A 20,757-nucleotide genomic window follows, 5' to 3' on the forward strand; every position below is an offset into this window, starting at 1 on the left:
AATTTTAAAGCAATGTCATTTTCAGCTCATGGTAACTTTAGCACACATTCACCAGCGTTGATCAAGATTTTCCACCCATTTCACGATGATGTTGGAACGATTCCTCCTTTGGTTAAACACAACTAATGTCCTATGAAGTAACAATCGTTCATCCGTACAGCATCATACTTTAAATACTATACTCCTTTCACGAACTGAAAACAAATGGAACATAAAAGATTTACACCGCGTATTCTTTTTATAAAATGCATTGTTCATTATAAACCTCTATATTCTTGTTTTTTTCTGCATATATCTTTTAATATCGTTGAAATTCACGTAATTTTTATGTAAATAAATTGAAAATTAACCAGTACTTACTACTTATTATAAAATAAGAACTAGAGATACTTTTTTATTATAAAAAGGCTTGCCAAATGGCAAGCCTTTTTAAACTTTACACCTCTACACGTGTATTTCAATGTTAGCATCTTCTTCAAGATCGTTCGTTAATGCTTCGCGATTTTCTTGGATTTCCATTTGTTCCGCCTGGTCCCGCAGTTGATCTTCCATTTCAGAGAGCTCGGGCGGATCTTCTTCCATTTCATCGCCCATTTGTTGTTCCATCATCGCGATTTGCTCATCATAAAGCTCTTCTAATTCTTCATCGCTGATTTCAACTTCTCCGAATTCTTCTTCTACCAACTGCTCGACGCGAAGCTCTTCCACTAACATGTCATGTACTTCGTCTTCGGACATGCCCTGTGCTTCCATCGCTTCATAGAATGCTTCCGTGTCTTGGCCCATGCCTCCAGCCAATTCTTCGATCGTTTCATTCATGTCTTCGTCGCTCACTTCAATGCCACGATCGTTAGCTTCTTGCAGAAGCAGTTCCTCTTCTACGAGCAGGTTTGCGATTTGCTCGCGAACTTGTTGGTCTTGTTCCTCATCTTCGGTAATATCCATCATCTGGGTTTGCGCTAACTGCTCCACCTGCATGGTGTAGATCTCTTCAAATGCTTCTTTACCGATTTGTTCTTCATTTACCTCAGCAACAGGATCGGGAACATCGTCTAAGTCAATGTCCGGCTCCGGCATTTCCATTTCCTCATCCGGAAGCGCGTCACTGGCTTGCTCTTCCCCTTCTCCTTCCCCGTTATCTGTATCTCCTTCTTCTCCGTTTTCTTCGCCATCGCCCCCACATGCAGCCAGTCCAATCGCAAGCAGAAACGACAGTCCACTCGTTGCTAAAACTTTTTTCACGTAAAAGCTCCTTCCTTCCACAAGCTGAGGGCATTATAACACAAAAACAAGAAGCTCCTGCAATCTTCATCACATTTATATCTTGTTTCATTATTGTGACCATTTTGTGACATATATTATTGAAGCCGCCCTCTCTGAATGGCCGTTTTATTCTTTTCAATGTGCCGGTTATAAAATGTCCGGAAGTTTTCACCCGCCCACCGTTTTACATCTTCTTCTTTATAGCGCGTAAGCAGCCAGTCAAGTAATGCCGGCAGCCGGTGCGGCCCTTCCAATCTTTTTACAGGGAAGGCGATTCCGTCAAAGTCAGAACCGAAACCGATATATTCCGGTCCTATCCGGCTGCTTACCTCGTCGATATGACGAGCCAAGTCGGCAAATCCTGCTTCTTTTTCGCCGTTTATGAATGATGAGAAAAACGTCATGCCGATCAGCCCATTTTTTTCTTTAACCATCCGCAACTGCTCATCCGTTAAATTTCGTACATGATCATGCACGCCACGAGCATTAGCATGACTGACAAAAAATGTGCCACAACGTTCAAGTGCTTCGTAAAAGGATTGCTCATTAAGATGGGCGCCATCCAAGATCATTCCTTCCGCTTTCAACCAATCCACGACCGCCTCACCTTTATTTGACAGCCCGTTTGCCTTTTGTTCAAAACAACCCGCGGCAAGGCTATTTCCTTCATTCCACGTCAAGCCCACGCTTTCAATCCCCAACCGTTTCAACAATCGCCATCTCATCCAATCATCAGAAACGGCGTCCGCACCTTCAAGGGCTAGAATCGCCCTTGTTTTTCGGCTTTCTGTCCTTAATGGTTCTCCCGGGGCATACGTGATTCGCGAATGCGTACGTACTTTTTCATGGAAAACATCCAATTGCCGCAGGATGATCGAAAAACCGTCATCACGCCGCTCATAAACCGGATCAAACACAGCAAACACTTGTGCGTTAACGTCCCCCTTTTTCAAGGCATCCCCATTGACAACCGGATCCGTTTCGAAGTCCTTGGTGTCATCGCTCCATAATTGCAAGAGTGCGTCACAATGTGCATCGGCGATATACATGCGTTTTTCCCCTTTTCCCAAATTACATTTTATCTTCTCTTCTGCAGAACGTGAGAGACGCCCAAACATTTTCCTTTTGTTTTTCATAGGCTATCGTAAACGCTAGTAAACCCTTTTCGCTATGCAGATCAAGCAACCTGAAAAGAGGGAATGGAAAGTAGGGGCGCTATGCAAAATTCCTTTTTCCCTGTAAAGGTATTTAGCCGTTGGTACACGAATGACGCCGGTTTTTTTGGCTCGTCACTTACACCGGCGCAGACAAAAACAGAAGAGTATTGGATCATACGCTTCCCGATCCCGGGGATGCGCGCAGAGAACGTAATCGCCTACATTGACACTCACACGTTGCATATCCGCTTTCAACAAACGACGGAGGAAAAACAAGTGAACGAAAAAACTGGCATTGTTTTCGCTTACCAAGCATTGATGGAATGTGCTACGCATACATCGCTTCCCGCGAACGCAGACCCGAGCAGTTATTCCGTTGTTTGCTGCAACGATCATGTGGACATTTATTTCAATATCCTGAAAGGAGATGAGCATGAATGATCAATCACCCTCAGCATCGGCCGCGACCGTCTCACTATGAAGAGCCGTACATGTATCCGCCACGTCCTTATCCGCCTTCGTTGCCACCGATTTCCGGACCGCTTAATGGCAATCCACCACCGCCCGTTTATGGAAACGCGGGGAAAAAACCGATGCCACCGGCTGTCTCCGGGATTATGACAGGATTCACGAATGAGAATGGCAATCTAGATGTTCAGAAGACAATGACAACCATTGATACAGCTGTGAAAACGTACCAGCAAGTTTCACCGATGATTAAGCAGCTCTCTTCCATCTTTCTGTACCGAAGGTAAAACCGGCCTGCGCGGGAGAACCCCGTGCCGGTTTGCTTTTTAACTCAAGCCTCCGTGAATGATTGGATCGCTTTTGCTGTTTCCTTCGGCATCTCTTCCGGAAGAAGATGGCCAATTTCCGGATAAGTTAAAATTGTGGCGCTGGGCAAGGCACGTACGAGCTTTTCTCCTACATTCAAAGGTACGACACGGTCTGCTTCTCCCCACAGCAACAGGATTGGCACGTGGATGTCCGCGAGTTCCGTTTTCGTTAAATCGCCTTCGCGGTGGCGAATAAATTTTGTCAGCGATTGATACATCGCTTTTTCCTGTAAGGGTTTTTCATAAGCATATACGTGTTCGTTCGTAATGATGGACGCATCGTAGATGACTTCATGCAAAATATTGCGGACATCGTGTTTGCGTATATAACGCCTGAGCCATGTTGAAAAAAAGGGGAGATATGTAGCGGCCCGTACCCAATAAGGGAGACGGGCGATCCCTCCGGAACTGCCCAGCAACACAATTTTTTTCGGCGGACGAGGCATTATTTTTGGCAAACGGAGGGCAATCTGCCCGCCCATGGAATGACCGACGGGAATCACTTCGGTTTTTTCACTCACATATGGCTGTAGTATGGCATGGACCGTCTTTGCATATTGGGCGTATGAATAGCGGTATCGCAATGTTTTCTTGCTACGCCCAAAACCGGGAAGATCGAAGGTCACAACCTGGCCATAAAAGCGCAACTCGGGAATAAGTGCTTGATAGCTATAGGCTGAGGACATGAACCCATGAATCAATACGAACAATCGCTGTGATGCGTTGTTTTCAGTCGCGGGATAGTGTTGCACATTTATTTCATCCGCTTGAACCGGGTAGCGATCAACGTAACTCATAAGGTGTTTCTTGGTAGACGTAATAGTTTAGCCAATTGGAAAAAAGCAGATGGGAATGGGCTCTCCAAATGAGTAAAGGATCATTGTCCGGATTCTCGCTCGGAAAATAACCGGTCGGCGCTTGTGTATCGAGTCCTCGTTCTCGGTCGCGGTTGTACTCGTCTCTTAAAGTTGTTGCATCATATTCCGCGTGTCCGGTGACAAACACCTGACTTCCGTTAAAATCTGAGATCAAGTACACACCGGCGTCGTCCGAATCAGCCAGTATAACCAGCTCTTCTTCTGCTTCAATATCCTCATTTTTCGTCGTCGTATATCGGGAATGGGGAACATAAAATTGATCGTCAAACCCACGCAAAAGCGGACTGTTCTTCACTTTAATCTCATGTTTGTAAACTCCGAATTGTTTGCGGGGCAGCTCACACTTCGGAATTTGGAAATGATAATATAAGGCTGCCTGTGCTCCCCAACAAATATGCAAGGTGGAAGTGACGTTGGTTTTACTCCACTCCAACATTTCAACCAATTCGTCCCAATAGTCAACGTCCTCGAAGGATAATCGTTCAACCGGTGCACCGGTGATGATCATGCCATCAAAATATTGATCCTTGACATCCGCAAAACTTTTATAAAAAGCTTCCAAATGTTCAGGGGAGGTATTTTTTGATCGGTGTGTGCTCGGATGTAAGAACGTAATATCCACTTGCAGAGGAGAATTTCCCAACAATCGTAAAAGTTGGGTTTCCGTCGTTTCTTTCAATGGCATTAAATTCAATATAACGATATGCAACGGACGGATGTCTTGCGTATACGCCCGCCTTTCATTCATTACGAATATATTCTCTTGCTGCAGTATATCTTTTGCCGGTAATTCGTTCGGAATTTTTATTGGCATCGTTTTCCCCATACTCCTTTGTTCTGTTCGGGTATTTCTTATTTCTAGATATTTTCCCACCACTCATCTTGAGGGCTTACAGGCATGCGTCGTTTATGTTCGGTTACGCGATAATAGTTCATTAGCTTGTTCTCGACTGTGACGCTAACGGTTTTTCCTTCCAGAAAATCATCAATTTCATCGTATGTCAATCCTAATGCTTCTTCGTCTGACAGGCCGGGCCGATCATCTTGCAAGTCGGCCGTCGGGGTTTTCATATAGGTCGATGATGGAGCGTCCAACATTCGTAAAAGCGCTTTGCCTTGTCGTTTATTCAATCCATACAACGGGACGATGTCACAAGCTCCATCCCCGTGTTTGGTAAAATAACCGGTAATCGCCTCCGCGGCATGATCCGTTCCGATGACGAGCAAGCCAAATGTGGCCGCCACATCATATTGGACCTTCATACGTTCTCGAGCCTTTGTATTCCCTTTATGAAAATCACTAAGCTCCTTGTCAAACGCTTGTGCAAAGCTGTTTGTAGAAGCATCCACCGCCGGTTGGATATTGATTGTTTCCGTACGGTCCGGTTGAATAAACGCGAGTGCTTTACTTGCATCATCTTCATCCTGTTGCTCCCCGTGGGGGAGGCGCAAGGCAATAAACTGATAATGCCCGTTTTCCTCTTCACGAAGTTCTTCGACTGCTTCTTGTGCCATCTTCCCCAACAATGTCGAATCTTGTCCTCCGGATATGCCAAGCACGAAACCATTTGCACGTACGTGTTTGGCGTAGGACTTTAAAAATCCTTTTCGCTTTTCGTATTCTTTATCGGGGTCAATGGTCGGTTGGACACTCAAAGCACGAATAATCGTTTCCTGTTGCATTGCATAACCTCCCCGTCTTGCTTCATCATCTATAAATTTTTGCCATTGTTGGTCTAAACCTTCTGCGAACAGCACACGTCTTTGATAATGCCCGAAGAGGTCAAAATGGGATAATTTCCCACGTTCATGAATCCATCTTTCCTTCAATCCGTATGCCTTTCCCCATTGTACCAGTTTTTTGTAATCCCCACAGGCTACTTTCGTCACAGAATCACAGTCGGGAAACCGTTCATCTAACCAATAATGGGTAATAATAGCAATTTCGCCGGCGATCGCTCGCGCTTTCCATTTTTTCAGTTCGTATTTATCGATCCCAAAGGCCATAGCGGCATTATTCGCTCTCTTCTTTTTGTTTCTTTTCCCGTTCATACACGTCGTGCCATTCCGGCAAGTGTTTTCTCATGGAACGGGGACGAAAACGTTCACGGTCAACGATCACATGCGTGGTTGTTCCACTTACGCATAATTGGTCCTCTTCATTATATATGGCGTAGCCGTACACCGCTCGAATTCCATCGTAAGCTTCGATCCATGTCTCTACGCGAACGGTTTCCCCATATCGAACCGCTCTTTTATAAGACAAATTAGCATCCGTTACCGGGGCAAGTACACCGTCCTCTTCCAATTTGGCATAGGAAAAGCCCAAATCGTTGATCAGTGCGGTTCGACCAATCTCACACCATATTAAATACTGGGAATGGTGAACAACCCCCATTTGATCTGTTTCCGCGTATCGAACTTGTATGTTGGTGCACGCTGTTTTCAAGCATATACGCCTACTTTCACTAAAAAGTTGTTCGGATGTTCGTTTATGGCTTTCGTCAACATCTGACTAATAAGCCTGCTACTATTTAGAATAATAAACAATCATCCTTCAATCAAGAAAAAGGGATCGTAAAAATAAAAAAAGGCCGCCTCACCTTGTAACAAGATAGCGACAGCCAATGTGCAACATACGGGGGTTATTTTCTTTTAGCATCCAAGCGCTCTTCTATTCGATTCATTTCTTCTCGATCGTTAAGAATCGCTTCGCGATTGTCCCGTAACAAATCGATAAAGCGAACATTTTTAACTCTTCGCACAGGAACGCCTCCTTTTATTTCTATTATCGGAGGATTTGTCCATTTTTATACACGGAGGCGTGGGCTAATATACCATTCATCAACTTCATTAACCGTCATCAAAAAGATGTCTTCAACGGCGTTATAGCCATGATCCATGATCCCTTTTTCCAATTCAGCGTGCGTCATGATTTTTTCCATGTTCTCGGGTACGACCTTCCCGTCACTGATGATTACTTTCGGGTATCCTCTGTTTTGCGGGCTCAACCCGACATCGTAGGCAGTCGCCGCATTAAACGGACTACGTTTAATCACGCTAATGTTCCCATTTGGTTCCAACACCGCATAATCAATTTCATTTAAATCGGACGCGTCATGTTGCCTAAGTTCCATGAGTAATTGTTCAATGGTCATGCCGGTTCTTGTAAGCACATGATCTAGAATCTGTCCTTTTTCAATAATAATGAACGGTTCATCCTCAACCAACCTTCTAAATCGAGGCAATTTTAGGCTGGCAAAAGAAAAAAGCCAATGTAAAAAAGCGATGACAGCAGCTCCGGCAACGGGACCGGTAAGTTCTTCATCTCCGCTTGATACGGTTTCCCCTATAACATCCCCGATGATGACACCAAAAATAAAGTCCAGTGGATCGATGTTGGCCATGGACCGTTGACCGATCACCTTAACCATAAGGAATATGTATAGGTAAACAAAGATGGCACGAACGATAAAACCATAAAACGGCAAGTCGTTTGACCCCATCCAAATGTCGGTGATGTTTTCCATTCCTGTATCCCACCTTATCAATGATGTCTGTTTCATCATTTACGATTTGATGGGAAATATTCATGGTTCATTACGGTACGTGAAATATTTATGTTCCTACTTCCAAACATTCACGTTCCACCATGACACCTCTACAAGGAAAATAAATCTAATCAATGGTTCACATGATTGGCTCATGGCACCATTGAAAAAGAAACACAGTCACTCAGCGGTACCATGAACGGGTCATGGCACCTCAAAAAAGAAAACATAACCGATATTACGCAAAAAAACCTAGCCGTTTGGGCTAGGTTTTTTTCGTTTAAGCTTTCGCTTCTTCTGTGAGTTTGTCGCGAAGAACCATCGGCAGGATTCCGCCGTGACGGTAATAGTCAACTTCCACGTCACTGTCGAAACGAACGATGGTTTCGAATGTTTTAGTATTTCCATCGTTGTCTTCTGCCGTAACGGTAACGAGTTGTCGCGGCTTGACATTTTCGTCGATATCAACCCGGAACGTTTCTTCGCCGGTCAACCCTAATTCATCAGCGCCTTCGCCCTCTTTGAATTGAAGGGGAAGAACGCCCATTAGCGCAAGGTTGCTGCGGTGAATTCGTTCAAAGCTTTTCGCGATGACTGTTTTGATGCCCAGGAGCGTCGTGCCCTTGGCCGCCCAGTCCCGCGAGCTTCCCATCCCGTAATCGTCACCGGCAAGGACGACGAGTCCGGTGTTGTCTTTTTTATATTCCATCGCCGCATCATAAATCGGCATCACTTCACCGCTCGGCCAATGCGTCGTAAAGCCGCCTTCGGTTCCGGGCGCCAACTGATTGCGAATGCGAATGTTCGCGAACGTTCCCCGCATCATCACTTCATGATTTCCGCGGCGCGATCCGTAAGAGTTAAACTGGGCCGGCTTTAATCCTTTTGATTGCAAATACTGTCCTGCCGGGCTGTCTTTTGCAATGGAGCCTGCCGGGGAAATATGGTCGGTCGTCACCGAATCTCCGAATTTACCAATGGCCCGCATTCCGCCCAGGCTTTCAATTGCCTGTGGGTCTTTGGAAAGATTTTCAAAGAACGGTGGGTTTTGAATATAGGTGGATGCTTCATCCCAATCATAAAGGGTTGCATCCTCACTGGACTGCAACTCGTTCCAACGCTCATTATTGTCGAATACACTGCTGTATTCTTCTTTAAAGAGCTCAGGCGAAACATTTTCCTGGATGAACGATTCAACTTCAGTCGTACTTGGCCATAAGTCGCTGAAAAATACATCGTTCCCGTCTTTGTCTTTCCCGAAGGAATCATTGCGAAGATCAACATTAACCGTTCCCGCGAGCGCGTAAGCGACAACGAGCGGTGGGGATGCCAAGTAATTGGCGCGTACGAACGGGTGAATCCTTCCTTCGAAGTTGCGGTTACCGCTCAGTACCGAGGAGACGAGCAAATCATTGTCGGAAATGGCTTGCTCAACTTCTTCCGGAAGTGGTCCCGTGTTGCCGATGCAAGTCGTACAACCATAGCCGACGAGATTGAAACCCAACTCGTCCAAATACGGCATTAAACCTGAATCTTCAAGATAGCGGGTGACGACTTTCGATCCGGGTGCGAGGGATGTTTTCACATACGCCGGAACATCAAGCCCTTTGTCAACCGCTTTTTTGGCCATTAATCCGGCACCGATCATCACGGACGGGTTGGACGTGTTCGTACAGCTCGTGATTGCCGCGATCGTTACCGCACCGGTAGGAAGCGTGGACGTTTCGCCATTCGGATGCGTAATCTCCACTTTTTTGTCCAATTCATCTGCGTCAAGTCCAAACCCTTGATTGCCTTCCGGGCCGGTAACGGCTTCTTTGAACGACTGTTGCATATCATTAAGTTCAATCAAATCCTGAGGCCGTTTCGGACCGGCCAACGCAGGTTCAATTTTGTCCAAATTCACTCGAACCACTTCTGAATAGTTCGGCTCAATGGCATCCTCGCTGTAAAACAATCCATTTGCCTGACTATAGGCTTTCACGAGCGCAATTTGCTCTTCGCTTCGTCCTGTCAGGCGCATGTAATTCAACGATTCTTCATCCACCGGGAAGAATCCGCATGTTGCCCCGTATTCCGGTGCCATGTTTGAGATCGTGGCACGGTCGGCGAGCGACATGGACTTCAGCCCGGGCCCGTAGAATTCCACGAACTTGCCGACGACGTTTTTCGAACGCAACAGCTGGGTCACTTTTAGTGCCAAATCAGTTGCAGTCGCGCCGGGAGGCAGGCTGCCCTCAAACTTTACGCCGACGACTTCAGGGGAAGGAAAATAAGACGGCTGTTCCAACATGCCGGCTTCCGCTTCGATGCCGCCAACGCCCCAACCAAGGACACCGAGGCCGTTAATCATTGTCGTATGGGAATCCGTTCCGACGAGGGTATCCGGATAGGCAATCTTTTCCCCTTGTTCGTTTTCCTTCGCGTGCACAACATTCGCCAAATATTCCAAGTTCACCTGGTGAACGATGCCGGTTGCCGGTGGAACAGCGCTATAATTATCAAACGCCTGCGTCGCCCAGCTCAACAATTTATACCGTTCTTCGTTCCGTTCAAATTCAAGATTCATGTTGCGCGCCAATGAATCGCTCGTGCCGAACTGATCCACTTGCACGGAGTGATCGACGACGAGATCGGCCGGAATCGCGGGATCGATCGACGACGGGTCGCCTCCGACATCCGCCATCGCTTTTCGGAGCGAAGCGAGATCCACAACCGCGGGAACCCCCGTAAAATCCTGAAGGATAACGCGGGACGGTTTAAATGGGACATCTTCGGTGCCGCCATCTTTCGTCCCCCATTTGGCAAGGCTTTCCACATGATCCGAGGAAATTACTTTCCCATCTTGTTGTCTTAACAAAGATTCCAATAAAACTTTAATCGAATAAGGCAACTTTGAAATGTCACCGAGACCCGCTTTTTCCAAAGCGGCGAGGTCGTAATAATGGTAGGTTTCGTTTCCTACGTTCAGCGTTTTTTTTGCTTGATACATGTCATTGGTTTCTCCCATGTTTACCCCTCCTCTGTCTCTATCATATAACAATATACTAAAAATGTCGAAGCAAAACTGTCACACGTGGAAACCTCTTTCTATAAAAAAAGAACGAGGATGTGCTAAACTAGGCACAGAGATTAAGAACGTGGTGGTGAGCAACGTGAGTACGGATATATTTATGTGGTTGATTGTCCTTTGGTCTGTGTTCATGATTGTGTTCATGTTTATCGGCGGATTTTTCATGTTTCGGAAATTCCTGAAGCGCCTGCCGAAAGACGACGGGCACTCCATCCTTGATTGGCAAGACTATTATCTTGAGAAAACCCGCCATCTTTGGACACGTGAGCAGAGCAATTTGCTCGAAGAACTCGTCTCTCCCGTCCCTGAATTGTTCCGTGATATCGCGCGAGAAAAAATTGCCGGCAAAATCGGAGAGCTTGCGTTAAACGAACGCGCGAACCATATGACGGAAGACTTGATCATTCGCGGTTATATTTTGGCAACCCCTAAACGCGACCATAAATTTTTGCGAAAAAAACTGGATGAAAAAGAGATGGATTACAGCCAATATGAACAGCTGTTTTAATGAAAAAAACCGGCCTTCCGTTTTAGGATGCACCGGTTTTTTATGTCTTCTCTCTCATGGGCATGTCCATGAGCGGGGCTTTGATTTCTTGTTGTTTTTTTCGGAACATAAGTAGCATGGCCACGCGCCACGGTAGGATCATCCCGTATGCAAGCAGGAAAAACATCCCGGCCATTTGCGCAAGATGAATTTGTTCGCCCATGATCGCCTTTATGATCACTCGGGCCAAGAGCAGCCCCAACAATAAAAAAATAAACAATTTAGATCTTTTCATATAGATATCGCCATTGTGTACTTCAAAGCGTGACGTGCGAATCAATAAATAGGACGCGGCAGCACCGACGAGCAGTGGCGCGATGATACGGGCAAGAGGAAGGTGCGTAGGTTCGTATAAAAACATCAAAAAACCGGTACTCATCATGATTGGGGGAATAATAATTTTTTTTACAGTTGCCGGTTTTTTTATTGCCTTCATTCGCACCATGATGGCAAACACCCCCATCATAGCCGCGCCAACCGTTGTAAGTATAAAAAGTAAGGTTGTTTCCGTTATGTTGCCCACCTCCTCCAGCCCCTATCATACCTGTTTCAAGTCCCATGATCAATGACGAGCCTTGCAATGACAAAAACACCTCCAATTAGAGAGGTGTTCCGTGTGTCTGTTTATTTTTTCCCCTGTTCTTTTTGCATCGCTTTCATCATCTGATTAATCTTCTTTTGGGATGGATTTTGTCCCATTTGACTCATCATTACACGTAGCATTTGTTCATTAATAGGCGGGTTTTTTTTCATATAACTGACCATTGTTTTGCGGGCAATAAAAAACCCTCCCACAAGTCCTACGAGTAAGGCTGCCAGAGCGATTAAAACAACCCAGATCGTACTCATGCGGTTATTCCTCCTTACGTCGATCGTTCGGCACCGAATATAATGCGTAAAGCAAACATCACCCATTATACCGCATCGATCAAACGTTGAAAAGGGATCGCTCGTCAATCACCCAAAAAGATGGGTATGCATTTTGATCGGTTTCAACCACCCGTGTTTTTCCCGTCCGATATCGCAAACAAAAAAATAAGGATCATACGCCTGCAATTGATCGAACCATGGCCATTCATCCTCCATATCAAGGGTGCTCCAAATTTGCACTCTTCTTTCAGAGAGCCTTACTTTTACTCCTTCGCTTTCTTCCAAATAGTAGACAAAACCATCCTCTCTCCCCTGTGAAAAAGGGGTTATTCGCGCGGAAGAAAGCCATTCCCCCAAATGATGAATGGAAATCGGCTGACAAATATAATCGATTTGCATCTGGACCTCGCGGCGAAGGGAGGGCACGGTCTCATACTCTTTAAAAAGTTGGAAGAGTTTGTTTTCCAACTGAATAAATTGCCGTGCGATTCCTGGCTTTAGAAGATAAATATCGTATCGGTGCAAAAGCTCGCCCTCCTTTTATGTCTATGCCATTATTTTAACGCCTGGCCGCAAAATATTATGTCAACATTTGTATGGAGAAACCCGGGAATGGTCGACAATTCGCTTCATAAAGCGACATCTACACAAAAGGTGCCCCGCCATTTCTCCAGGGCACCCTTCAGAGCGATGCTTACTGTTCCAGTAAGGCTTTTACTTCATTTACGATATTTTCTTCGTGAAATCCGAAAGCTTCCATGACAACATTACCGGGGGCTGAAGCGCCGAATTGATCGATGCCTATCGTCTTGCCGCCCTCTCCCGCGTAACGCTCCCAACCGAACGTAGCCGCGGCTTCCAGCGTGACCGTCGGAATGGCATTGTCGATGACCGATCGCCGATAAGCTTTTGCTTGTGTTTCAAAAAGCTCCCGGCTTGGCATGCTGATCACACGAATGGCGATCCCTTCTTCGGATAGTTTCTCCTTTACTGCCATGGCGAGCGAAACTTCGGAGCCTGTCGCCACAATCGCGGCCGCCGGTTGATCGGCATCCGCCAAAATATACGCGCCTTTTTTCACGTTTTCATACGCGTGCTCCGGTTCCGTCATCGTCGGAAGCCCTTGGCGCGTTAAGACGAGAGCGGTCGGATGATCCTTTGCTTCCAGCGACAGCCGCCAAGCGGCAATGGTTTCGTTCCCATCCGCCGGCCGAATGACGGAAAGATTCGGCATCGCGCGCAACGATGGCAGCTGCTCAATCGGTTCGTGGGTGGGCCCGTCCTCTCCCACCGCAATGCTGTCATGGGTGAACACATAGGTGACGGGAACGCCCATTAACGCCGACAAGCGGACAGCCGGACGCATATAATCGGAAAAGACGAGAAATGTTGCCCCGTACGCATGCAAGCCTCCGTGAAGTGCAATGCCGTTCAAAGCCGCGGCAGTGGCGAACTCCCTTACGCCAAACCAGACATTGCGGCCTTTGCGGTTGTCCTTCGTGAAATCGTCAAACGCATTCATCCATGTATTGTTGGATGAAGCAAGATCGGCAGAACCGCCGAATAGCCCGTTCACTTGGGAGGAAATTGCCTGAATCGTAGCCCCTGAGGCTTTTCGGGTGGCAAGCGTGTCTTCTCCGGCAACGTACCTCGGCAGCTCTTGCAACTCCTCCGTTTTCCAATCACGGTCGAACGCACGAGCCAGTTCCTCGGCTTTTTCCGGGAAGGCTTTGCTGTACGCCTCGAACGTTTCCGTCCATTGGTGATAAACAGTGGCGGCCTCCTCTTGTTTCTGTTCAAAATAAGCGCGGACGTCCTCGGGGATATGGAATGGTTCGTGCTCCCACTGATAAGCTTCTTTGACGAGCGCGGCTTCTTCATCTCCCAACGGCTTTCCGTGTGCTTCATTTGTGCCCGCGCGGTTCGGTGAACCGAAGCCGATAACGGTTTTTACTTCGATAAAACTGGGCCGAGGGTCTTCTTTCGCCGTTTGGATCGCACGGTCAATGGCTTCTACATCATTGCCGTCCTCGATAAAAATCGTGTGCCACCCATACGCTTCATAACGCTTGCAGACATCCTCCGAAAACGCGCGATTCAAATCGCCATCGAGGGAAATGTCATTGGAATCGTAAAGCACAATCAAACGTCCCAATTGCTGGTGGCCGGCTAAAGATGCGGACTCCGAAGCCACACCTTCCATGACATCCCCATCACTGCAAATCACATACGTGTAGTGGTTGAATAGATCGTATCCTTCCCTATTGTACGTGGCGGCAAGATGGGCTTCTGCCATCGCCATTCCCACCGACATGGCAATGCCTTGCCCAAGCGGGCCTGTGGTCGCGTCTACCCCCGCCGTATGGCCATATTCGGGATGCCCCGGCGTTTTGCTTCCCATTTGCCGGAAGTTTTTCAATTCCTCAAGGCTCAAATCGTAGCCGCTTACGTGCAGTAAGCTGTACAAAAGCATGGAGCCGTGGCCCGCGGATAAGACAAAACGATCCCGGTCCCACCAGCTCGGTTTCGCCGGATGATGTTTGAAGTGTCTCGTCCATAATGCAAAGGCCATCGGCGCAGCCCCCATAGGCAAACCCGGATGACCTGCGTTTGCTCGATTGACGCTGTCGATGGAGAGTGTCCGTATGGTATTAATCGCACGTTGTTCTATGTTTGAAGTCAATGGTTCCATCCTTCCCTTTGTTGGATTGTCTCTAATGGTATGATATATGGTTTTTGAAAGTAAAACAAGATTATCCTTTATTCTTTCAAGGGAGGAATTAGACCTGAATACGCTGCCCTTAACCGATATAAAAAGCGGCGCATCACTGTAAAGAGCGATGCACCGCTTTTTATCGTTAATAAGAACGGCGTTTGCCTTTGGCATTCCGTAATTTGTCCGGGGTTACTTCGTTTCCATTCTCATCAACGACGGATACATTTTGAATCTGCTGCTTAAAAGAGGATCTAAAATTTTGTAGGTATTCTTCCCGCAAGCCTTTTTGTTCCTCTTGTTCATCTGCAGTCAAACCCGTTGTTTTCTGTCGTTTGGCTAGTTCATTAATTCGGTCAAGCTTTTCATCGGATATCAATGAAGCTCCCCCTTATTAGAATCAAGAATGATGCTTATCGACACTATAACGTTCATCCCCGCGTGAAATCAACAGGCAACAGTTCATATTATGACCTAAATGAACGGCTGAATATAAGTAGTCCTTGAAATCCTTTCATTTTCTTGCCCATTCTTTTATTCCCTCTGCCAATCCGTATGTTCAACCGGCGCTGCCACAAGTGCTTCTGTTTGGGTATGCCCATCCGCTTGCCCCGCGCTTGTCCCGAGGGAGTGATCGGCAACCATCGTCATAATGATGATAGAAAGGCCGAATAAAAATAATAATAACCGTTCTTGTCTTTGATCACGTTTTTTCTCAATCTTGTGCTCCGTCATAAGAAATACCTCCGAAACGTTTGTTCTCTTATGAGTATATCAAAACATTCGTTCGTGTCAAGGGCTTCTAGGAACTAATGTTTGCAAACGTTTGTTTTATGTGATAACCTTTGTACAAATGAATATTAACGAGGTGAATGAAATGAAAAAGCTCTCCCAACGACAAGAAACTATCCTTGAATTTATTAAAGACAATGTGAAAAAGAAAGGATATCCGCCCTCTGTGCGAGAAATTGGCGAAGCGGTCGATCTTGCCTCAAGCTCCACCGTTCACGGCCATTTGGCTCGATTGGAAAAGAAAGGGTATATCCGCAGAGACCCGACGAAGCCAAGGGCAATCGAAGTTCTTCATCTGGATGAAGAAGGGAACGAAATTGCCGAAGCAGACAAACCGGCAAGTGCTTATGTCCCTTTAATCGGGAAAGTAACCGCGGGTCTTCCCATCACAGCCATCGAAAATGTGGAGGGATATATGCCGTTGCCCGACGATTTAGTCGGAAGCGACCAAGTATTCATGCTCACCATTGAAGGGGATAGTATGATTGAGGCGGGGATTCTTGATGGAGATCAGGTGATTGTGCGCCAACAACCGACCGCAGATAACGGCGATATTATCGTAGCGATGACGGACGAACAGGAGGCAACCGTCAAACGATTTTATAATGAAGGGGATCACATTCGATTACAGCCCGAAAACCAAATGTTGGAACCGATCATTCTTGACAATTGCCAAGTGCTCGGAAAAGTAAACGGTGTCTTCCGCACCATTTCGTAAAAGCCAACCAAGGAGGGCGGGAAGATCAAGTGTTTCCTTCCCTTCCGATTTTTTAACATTTAAGTTAACATAACATTATTATGAACATCTATATCCCTTCTGTTTTACAATATGAACGATGCCCATCTATTAGAACAGCTTGGGATACTTTTTTCTCCTGTTGTTCTTTTTGCGATACTGCCCTGCTGTGATTGATCAGCGCAGCGAGAATCAACAATCCAGGCATGGAAACGGCGATCGTTAAAAAAAGACCAATTTCCAACACGTGCCTCACCTCGCGATCTTTGCACTATAGTATGTATAAACGAAAGCGAAGGGAAGCGATAAATGATTGGCGCGTTGGAAAGATCGCGAGGAAGCGTCATGAAACCCGATCTGCCTCATCAATCAATGTAATCATCACCATGAAATGATCATGACGCCCGTGTAAAGGACCCGCTCGGCGTAACGGACGTCATGAAGCGTTTATGAAGCCCGGAACGATGATCGGCACACTGATAAGGGCACTATGAAGCGTTCATGGAACCTGAAGATCGCAATTGCCCGGTGTTGCAGTCGCCATGAGACGTACATGCACCCTTTTTTTCTGAAACATGCTCCTCTTCCACGAAAAAACCCCCGAGCTTTTTTGGCTCGAGGGCACCACTTGCTTGTGCAACATCCTTGTAAATTTTTGTGCTATTCGTTCTCCAGAATCGAAGAAACAATATGCAGAGAGTCCCATTCTCCCCCGGAGACGTTGATAATCGGATACTTTTTCGGGTAAAGCTTGTCTCTGATCTCCTCTACGGTAAGCCCCTCATTATGTAGGTCGCTCACCTCTTGGGAAAGGCTCTCAAGATGATCCAACTTTTGTTTTAACATCCCTTTTCCATCCTCTACATATCCGGCATGACAACAAAAGATGGAATCAAAATCATAAGAAAGTAACGTTCGAATGGAGTCCATCGTCTGTGGGATGGACTCACTGCTCATAATGACCTTCGGCTTCGGACCGACAAACAAATCCCCTGAAAATAACGTGCCGTTTTCTTCATCTAAAAGGGCAACATGATCATCGGCATGGCCTGGTGTATCGATGACCTTCCATTCCCGATTTCGAGATTGAATGGTATCCTCGAGTGGCGTCGCCTTAAATCCTTCCCGCTTCCCCCAAGTCATCTGCCGGTATTTCGGATAGGGCCAATCTCGGGCGCATATATCGATCCCTTTCGGATGAACATAAATAGGCACGTCTCGGTTTTCCTGCATCCACGACGCTGTACCGGAATGATCTTCATGGCTATGGGTCAGCGTTACAAAATCAATCGCATGCGCTTCATAGAATGGGATAAGTTCTGCTTCCATATGTTTAGGACCCGTATCGATCAGCATCCCGTCCACCAAAAAGGCATAAACGGTATTTATTTTTTGACCTCCGAGAACAATGTCCATTTCCACACAAGTCACATCTTCTTTTTCATAAATTTGCATCGTGGTTACGCTCCTCCCCTCCTTTTTTTCACTTTTTGGGAACCACCGCCATGGTGCAACGAGAGACACAAATCAGCTTTTCGTTTTCATCGGTGAGTTGAATATCCCAAACCATGGTCGTGCGTCCTTTGTGAAAAGGCGTAGCCGTTGCGGTGACAACGCCTTCGGTTTTGCTGCGAATATGGTTTGCATTAATTTCCATTCCTACCGGATTGAATTTTTGGGGATCGATATTCATGGCAGTCGCCATGGTGGCTGCCGTTTCCGCCAAAGCAACAGACGCCCCACCGTGTAAAATACCGGCCGGTTGCCTCGATTTAGGTCCTACGGGCATCGTCATGACCAGACGGTTAGAACTAAGTTCCACATATTCCATTTCAAGTTCTCTAACGAGGGAATTATTACCTCGAGCCCGCATTTCTTCGGCAAAAGCTTCCTTATCCTCCGCGCCGTATAAATCCAACACCTCTTGAGAAACGATCATTTACATCCGCTCCTTCTCTATTGGGAATGTTCATTCTAGATCGACCAAAAAAATAACATTTAATCCAAGACAGACAGTGTGGTGTCAACAATGTCTTCCATTTTTTGCATGTCATTGCTCGTTTTCGCCAATACGCGCAAGCCTACAAACGAATTATTGAAAAACCGGGACAATTTTTCCGCATCATGACGTTCGGATATTTCTCCCGATTTTTGCCCACTCAACAATAGCTCATGCAGCAAGTTTTCCGTATTGGAGAAACTGTCCAGTACCCTATCCATTGCTTCCTTGTCATGTTCGGCAAGCTCAACCGCCGTATTCACCGTCAAGCATCCGCTCGGTAATGTTTCCTTTCGATGGATCGTCATCTCAAATAATCGCCTGATCGCCTGCTTAACTGAATCCAGCGATTTTAAGCGCTTCTCGATTTGGTCTTCCACCGTCTCCCCATAGCGTTCCAATGCTTTTAGATACAACGCATGCTTGCTGCCAAACGTATCATAAATGCTCCTGCGATGGATGCCCATATGCGTGACCAAATCTTGCATCGACGATTTTTCATAACCCTGTTGCCAAAAGAGTTTCATGGCTTTATGTAAAACGGCACTCTCATCGAACTCTTTACTTCGAGTCATGGTTTTTCCTCCCTAACATAGCCTATCTTATCATTTCTAGAATGAGTAGTAAAGAATTTTTTGATTCCTTGATTATTGCTAATTCATTGGTATTTTTACAAACTGACAACCCGCAGCGGTTAGCATCGTTTGCAAATCATTGCTATACTGCCATACTTTTGCTAACAAAATTATGAGTTGAATTGGGGAACGATTATGAATTGGATTGGCCAAAATTAAAACAATTAATTGATAAAGTGTTCACAACTACTCGTCAGTTTGAAACGGAAATCACGAGATTCACTGCATTTGTGCAGGAAAATATCCGTCAACTTGAAAAAATGATTAGGGTATACTTCCCTAATGACGATACCCTAATCTCTGAAGTGTATCATGCATTGTTTTTAGCTGCTTCTAAGTAAAACTTAAACTTCATGGCTGCATCATCTAATGAACCACGCGCAAAATAGCTATCCTTATTTTTTCCAACACAGCCTATAAGTGGTGAGGACAAAAAATCTAACATTTCCTTAATTTCATTAGTTGATGGCGGTGTATCAAATGCTGGTTGCCTCTTTAGTAATTGATAAATATCCCTGGGAGATAACAAGCCTTCCGTCTCCGGATCCATACTTTCTTCTGACAAACAACTTACGATAGATTGAAAAAGGTTGCTATTTCTTATCATTCGTTTTCTGTCATTATCAATAAGAGACAAATTTACTTTCCCAGCTTCAGAAAATAAATTCTTATAAGCATCAAATTGTAAAGGCACGTCGTCATGCCATTTTATAAGCTGTTCAAGGGATTCAATATTGAATAAGACTATTTCATGTTTTTCAGCTCGTTCTATCAAGCGTTTGCTTTGAAAATCATACCCTACTATAATCGTAAAATCTGCTTGATGTTTCTTCTTATGCTCTAGTAAAGTATCAAAATCGATTTGATCTTTGATATATCTCATTGTTGTTTCCCGGAATATAACCAATAGATGGATCGCGGGATTGTAATTCCTGTTCGGATAAATTACATAGATCTAATGCCCAGTCTGATACGGGCACCCTTTCTTCGTCCGTTGTCTCGTCTGTATTTATTATTAAAGCTTCAGGATTTACGGGATTAGATACTGATAAAAACTTTTCCCCTAGTGTTGATACTGAATACTGTTGCACATGATCTTGATATTCAACTAATCCGAGATCACGAAGCCACTGAAGTCTGTCATGAATTTGTGACTTGCCTTTCCACCCCAAAAAATAAACATCATTTGCTATTTCTAAAATATCTCTAGTATTGCTTGCTTGCGAAAGATTATCCACTAATTCTGTTATAAATCTAATATTTGCATTAAGGTATAAAGCAAGGTAAATATTATCTTGTGATTCTAACCAATACTGAGCTTCATCTGATAGTTCCCAATCACTTCCTGGACTGTTTTGATATACAAACCCCATTGGCCTTAATGTAATGCAAAGATCTTCAAGTGAATTATTTGAATTACTACCGGGGATTTTAATTATTGTATTTTTAGGTATCCTATCATGAACTGCTCGTAATATTTCACTAAGTGAATCGGGATAACCTTTATTTGATCGAGGTATCCTTGGCATTGCAAAAACTTTAGCATTCCATTCTCTCGTTTTTGGTGGCTGAAACGGAAGCTCATTTTTCATCTATATCACCTTCCATTTAAATAGATTTCTCTTGTTTTTCAATGTTTTTCTGGCTCTTCACCAACATTTATAGTTGATATCAGTGAATAATTATGATAATGACACTAGCTAGCGG

Annotated in this window: 25 protein-coding genes; 4 read left to right on the forward strand and 21 right to left on the reverse strand. The window is 45.4% G+C overall.

The genetic code is table 11. From position 1 onward, the window contains the following. Positions 1 to 444: 444 nt before the first annotated feature. Both DT065_RS02620 and DT065_RS02625 read right to left on the reverse strand, forming a co-directional pair. Complete coding sequence (locus DT065_RS02620) at positions 445 to 1,242, reverse strand: SurA N-terminal domain-containing protein (protein ID WP_114370608.1); 798 nt, start codon at positions 1,240 to 1,242, stop codon at positions 445 to 447. Between the two features lie 116 nt (positions 1,243 to 1,358). After that, on the reverse strand, positions 1,359 to 2,312 hold the full coding sequence (locus DT065_RS02625; protein WP_160112369.1) for a dipeptidase: 954 nt from the start codon (positions 2,310 to 2,312) through the stop codon (positions 1,359 to 1,361). Between the two features lie 168 nt (positions 2,313 to 2,480). Between DT065_RS02625 and DT065_RS02630 the strand changes: the two genes are divergently transcribed. Together DT065_RS02630 and DT065_RS02635 are read left to right on the forward strand one after the other, a co-directional pair. Then, positions 2,481 to 2,861 (forward strand): Hsp20/alpha crystallin family protein, encoded by a 381-nt coding sequence (locus tag DT065_RS02630; protein WP_114370612.1) that lies wholly within the window; start codon positions 2,481 to 2,483, stop codon positions 2,859 to 2,861. Beyond that, complete coding sequence (locus DT065_RS02635; RefSeq protein ID WP_114370614.1) at positions 2,858 to 3,175, forward strand: YppG family protein; 318 nt, start codon at positions 2,858 to 2,860, stop codon at positions 3,173 to 3,175. The genes DT065_RS02630 and DT065_RS02635 overlap by 4 nt, the downstream gene beginning before the upstream one ends. 44 nt (positions 3,176 to 3,219) lie before the next feature. Here the strand turns inward: DT065_RS02635 and DT065_RS02640 are convergent, their stop codons facing one another. From DT065_RS02640 to acnA, 7 genes are all read right to left on the reverse strand, one after another. Then, complete coding sequence (locus DT065_RS02640; protein ID WP_114370616.1) at positions 3,220 to 4,053, reverse strand: alpha/beta fold hydrolase; 834 nt, start codon at positions 4,051 to 4,053, stop codon at positions 3,220 to 3,222. Beyond that, positions 4,040 to 4,948 (reverse strand): homoserine O-acetyltransferase MetA, encoded by a 909-nt coding sequence (gene metA, locus DT065_RS02645; RefSeq protein ID WP_114376021.1) that lies wholly within the window; start codon positions 4,946 to 4,948, stop codon positions 4,040 to 4,042. The genes DT065_RS02640 and metA overlap by 14 nt, the downstream gene beginning before the upstream one ends. A gap of 44 nt (positions 4,949 to 4,992) precedes the next feature. Then, positions 4,993 to 5,817 carry an NAD(+) synthase gene (gene nadE, locus DT065_RS02650; protein WP_114376023.1) on the reverse strand — a complete coding sequence of 275 codons (825 nt, stop codon included), beginning with the start codon at positions 5,815 to 5,817 and terminating at the stop codon, positions 4,993 to 4,995. Positions 5,818 to 6,148: 331 nt separating this feature from the next. After that, entirely contained in the window at positions 6,149 to 6,583 is a 435-nt protein-coding gene (locus DT065_RS02655) for an acyl-CoA thioesterase (protein WP_114370618.1), read from the reverse strand. A 196-nt stretch (positions 6,584 to 6,779) separates the two neighbouring features. After that, complete coding sequence (locus DT065_RS02660) at positions 6,780 to 6,899, reverse strand: FbpB family small basic protein (RefSeq protein ID WP_160112370.1); 120 nt, start codon at positions 6,897 to 6,899, stop codon at positions 6,780 to 6,782. Between the two features lie 45 nt (positions 6,900 to 6,944). Beyond that, the gene (locus DT065_RS02665; protein ID WP_114370622.1) at positions 6,945 to 7,664 is read right to left on the reverse strand and encodes a DUF421 domain-containing protein; all 720 of its coding nucleotides are present in this window, start codon (positions 7,662 to 7,664) and stop codon (positions 6,945 to 6,947) included. A gap of 301 nt (positions 7,665 to 7,965) precedes the next feature. After that, the gene (gene acnA, locus DT065_RS02670) at positions 7,966 to 10,695 is read right to left on the reverse strand and encodes an aconitate hydratase AcnA (RefSeq protein ID WP_114370624.1); all 2,730 of its coding nucleotides are present in this window, start codon (positions 10,693 to 10,695) and stop codon (positions 7,966 to 7,968) included. Positions 10,696 to 10,858: 163 nt separating this feature from the next. Between acnA and DT065_RS02675 the strand changes: the two genes are divergently transcribed. After that, on the forward strand, positions 10,859 to 11,266 hold the full coding sequence (locus DT065_RS02675; RefSeq protein WP_227002786.1) for a DUF2621 family protein: 408 nt from the start codon (positions 10,859 to 10,861) through the stop codon (positions 11,264 to 11,266). Between the two features lie 40 nt (positions 11,267 to 11,306). Here DT065_RS02675 and DT065_RS02680 read toward each other — a convergent pair whose 3' ends face one another. The 6 genes from DT065_RS02680 to DT065_RS02705 form a co-directional block, all read right to left on the reverse strand. Then, complete coding sequence (locus DT065_RS02680; protein WP_257791144.1) at positions 11,307 to 11,828, reverse strand: CcdC family protein; 522 nt, start codon at positions 11,826 to 11,828, stop codon at positions 11,307 to 11,309. A 101-nt stretch (positions 11,829 to 11,929) separates the two neighbouring features. Beyond that, positions 11,930 to 12,154, reverse strand: a complete 225-nt coding sequence (locus DT065_RS02685) for a YneF family protein (RefSeq protein ID WP_114370637.1) — start codon at positions 12,152 to 12,154, stop codon at positions 11,930 to 11,932. A 108-nt stretch (positions 12,155 to 12,262) separates the two neighbouring features. Continuing rightward, entirely contained in the window at positions 12,263 to 12,700 is a 438-nt protein-coding gene (gene sirA, locus DT065_RS02690; RefSeq protein ID WP_114370640.1) for a sporulation inhibitor of replication protein SirA, read from the reverse strand. A 169-nt stretch (positions 12,701 to 12,869) separates the two neighbouring features. Further along, positions 12,870 to 14,858, reverse strand: a complete 1,989-nt coding sequence (gene tkt, locus DT065_RS02695) for a transketolase (RefSeq protein ID WP_193550797.1) — start codon at positions 14,856 to 14,858, stop codon at positions 12,870 to 12,872. A gap of 175 nt (positions 14,859 to 15,033) precedes the next feature. Beyond that, positions 15,034 to 15,267: a DUF896 domain-containing protein gene (locus tag DT065_RS02700; RefSeq protein WP_114370644.1), complete on the reverse strand. Its 234-nt coding sequence runs from the start codon at positions 15,265 to 15,267 to the stop codon at positions 15,034 to 15,036. A gap of 155 nt (positions 15,268 to 15,422) precedes the next feature. Beyond that, positions 15,423 to 15,623 carry a hypothetical protein gene (locus DT065_RS02705; RefSeq protein WP_114370645.1) on the reverse strand — a complete coding sequence of 67 codons (201 nt, stop codon included), beginning with the start codon at positions 15,621 to 15,623 and terminating at the stop codon, positions 15,423 to 15,425. A 142-nt stretch (positions 15,624 to 15,765) separates the two neighbouring features. Between DT065_RS02705 and lexA the strand changes: the two genes are divergently transcribed. Then, positions 15,766 to 16,398: a transcriptional repressor LexA gene (gene lexA, locus DT065_RS02710; protein WP_114370648.1), complete on the forward strand. Its 633-nt coding sequence runs from the start codon at positions 15,766 to 15,768 to the stop codon at positions 16,396 to 16,398. Positions 16,399 to 16,486: 88 nt separating this feature from the next. On the opposite strand, the gene DT065_RS18715 is transcribed toward lexA, so the two are convergent. From DT065_RS18715 to DT065_RS02735, 6 genes are all read right to left on the reverse strand, one after another. After that, entirely contained in the window at positions 16,487 to 16,663 is a 177-nt protein-coding gene (locus tag DT065_RS18715; RefSeq protein WP_160112371.1) for a hypothetical protein, read from the reverse strand. 413 nt (positions 16,664 to 17,076) lie between these two features. Further along, positions 17,077 to 17,871 (reverse strand): MBL fold metallo-hydrolase, encoded by a 795-nt coding sequence (locus tag DT065_RS02715; protein WP_114370650.1) that lies wholly within the window; start codon positions 17,869 to 17,871, stop codon positions 17,077 to 17,079. A gap of 28 nt (positions 17,872 to 17,899) precedes the next feature. After that, positions 17,900 to 18,289 (reverse strand): hotdog fold thioesterase, encoded by a 390-nt coding sequence (locus tag DT065_RS02720; RefSeq protein ID WP_114376026.1) that lies wholly within the window; start codon positions 18,287 to 18,289, stop codon positions 17,900 to 17,902. A gap of 125 nt (positions 18,290 to 18,414) precedes the next feature. Continuing rightward, positions 18,415 to 18,990: a TetR/AcrR family transcriptional regulator gene (locus DT065_RS02725; RefSeq protein ID WP_114370652.1), complete on the reverse strand. Its 576-nt coding sequence runs from the start codon at positions 18,988 to 18,990 to the stop codon at positions 18,415 to 18,417. 370 nt (positions 18,991 to 19,360) lie between these two features. After that, positions 19,361 to 19,933 carry a hypothetical protein gene (locus tag DT065_RS02730; protein WP_114370655.1) on the reverse strand — a complete coding sequence of 191 codons (573 nt, stop codon included), beginning with the start codon at positions 19,931 to 19,933 and terminating at the stop codon, positions 19,361 to 19,363. After that, positions 19,902 to 20,642: a hypothetical protein gene (locus DT065_RS02735; protein WP_114370657.1), complete on the reverse strand. Its 741-nt coding sequence runs from the start codon at positions 20,640 to 20,642 to the stop codon at positions 19,902 to 19,904. The genes DT065_RS02730 and DT065_RS02735 overlap by 32 nt, the downstream gene beginning before the upstream one ends. Between the last annotated feature and the right edge of the window lie 115 nt (positions 20,643 to 20,757).

Source organism: Salicibibacter kimchii (assembly GCF_003336365.1).
GTDB lineage: Bacteria > Bacillota > Bacilli > Bacillales > Marinococcaceae > Salicibibacter > Salicibibacter kimchii.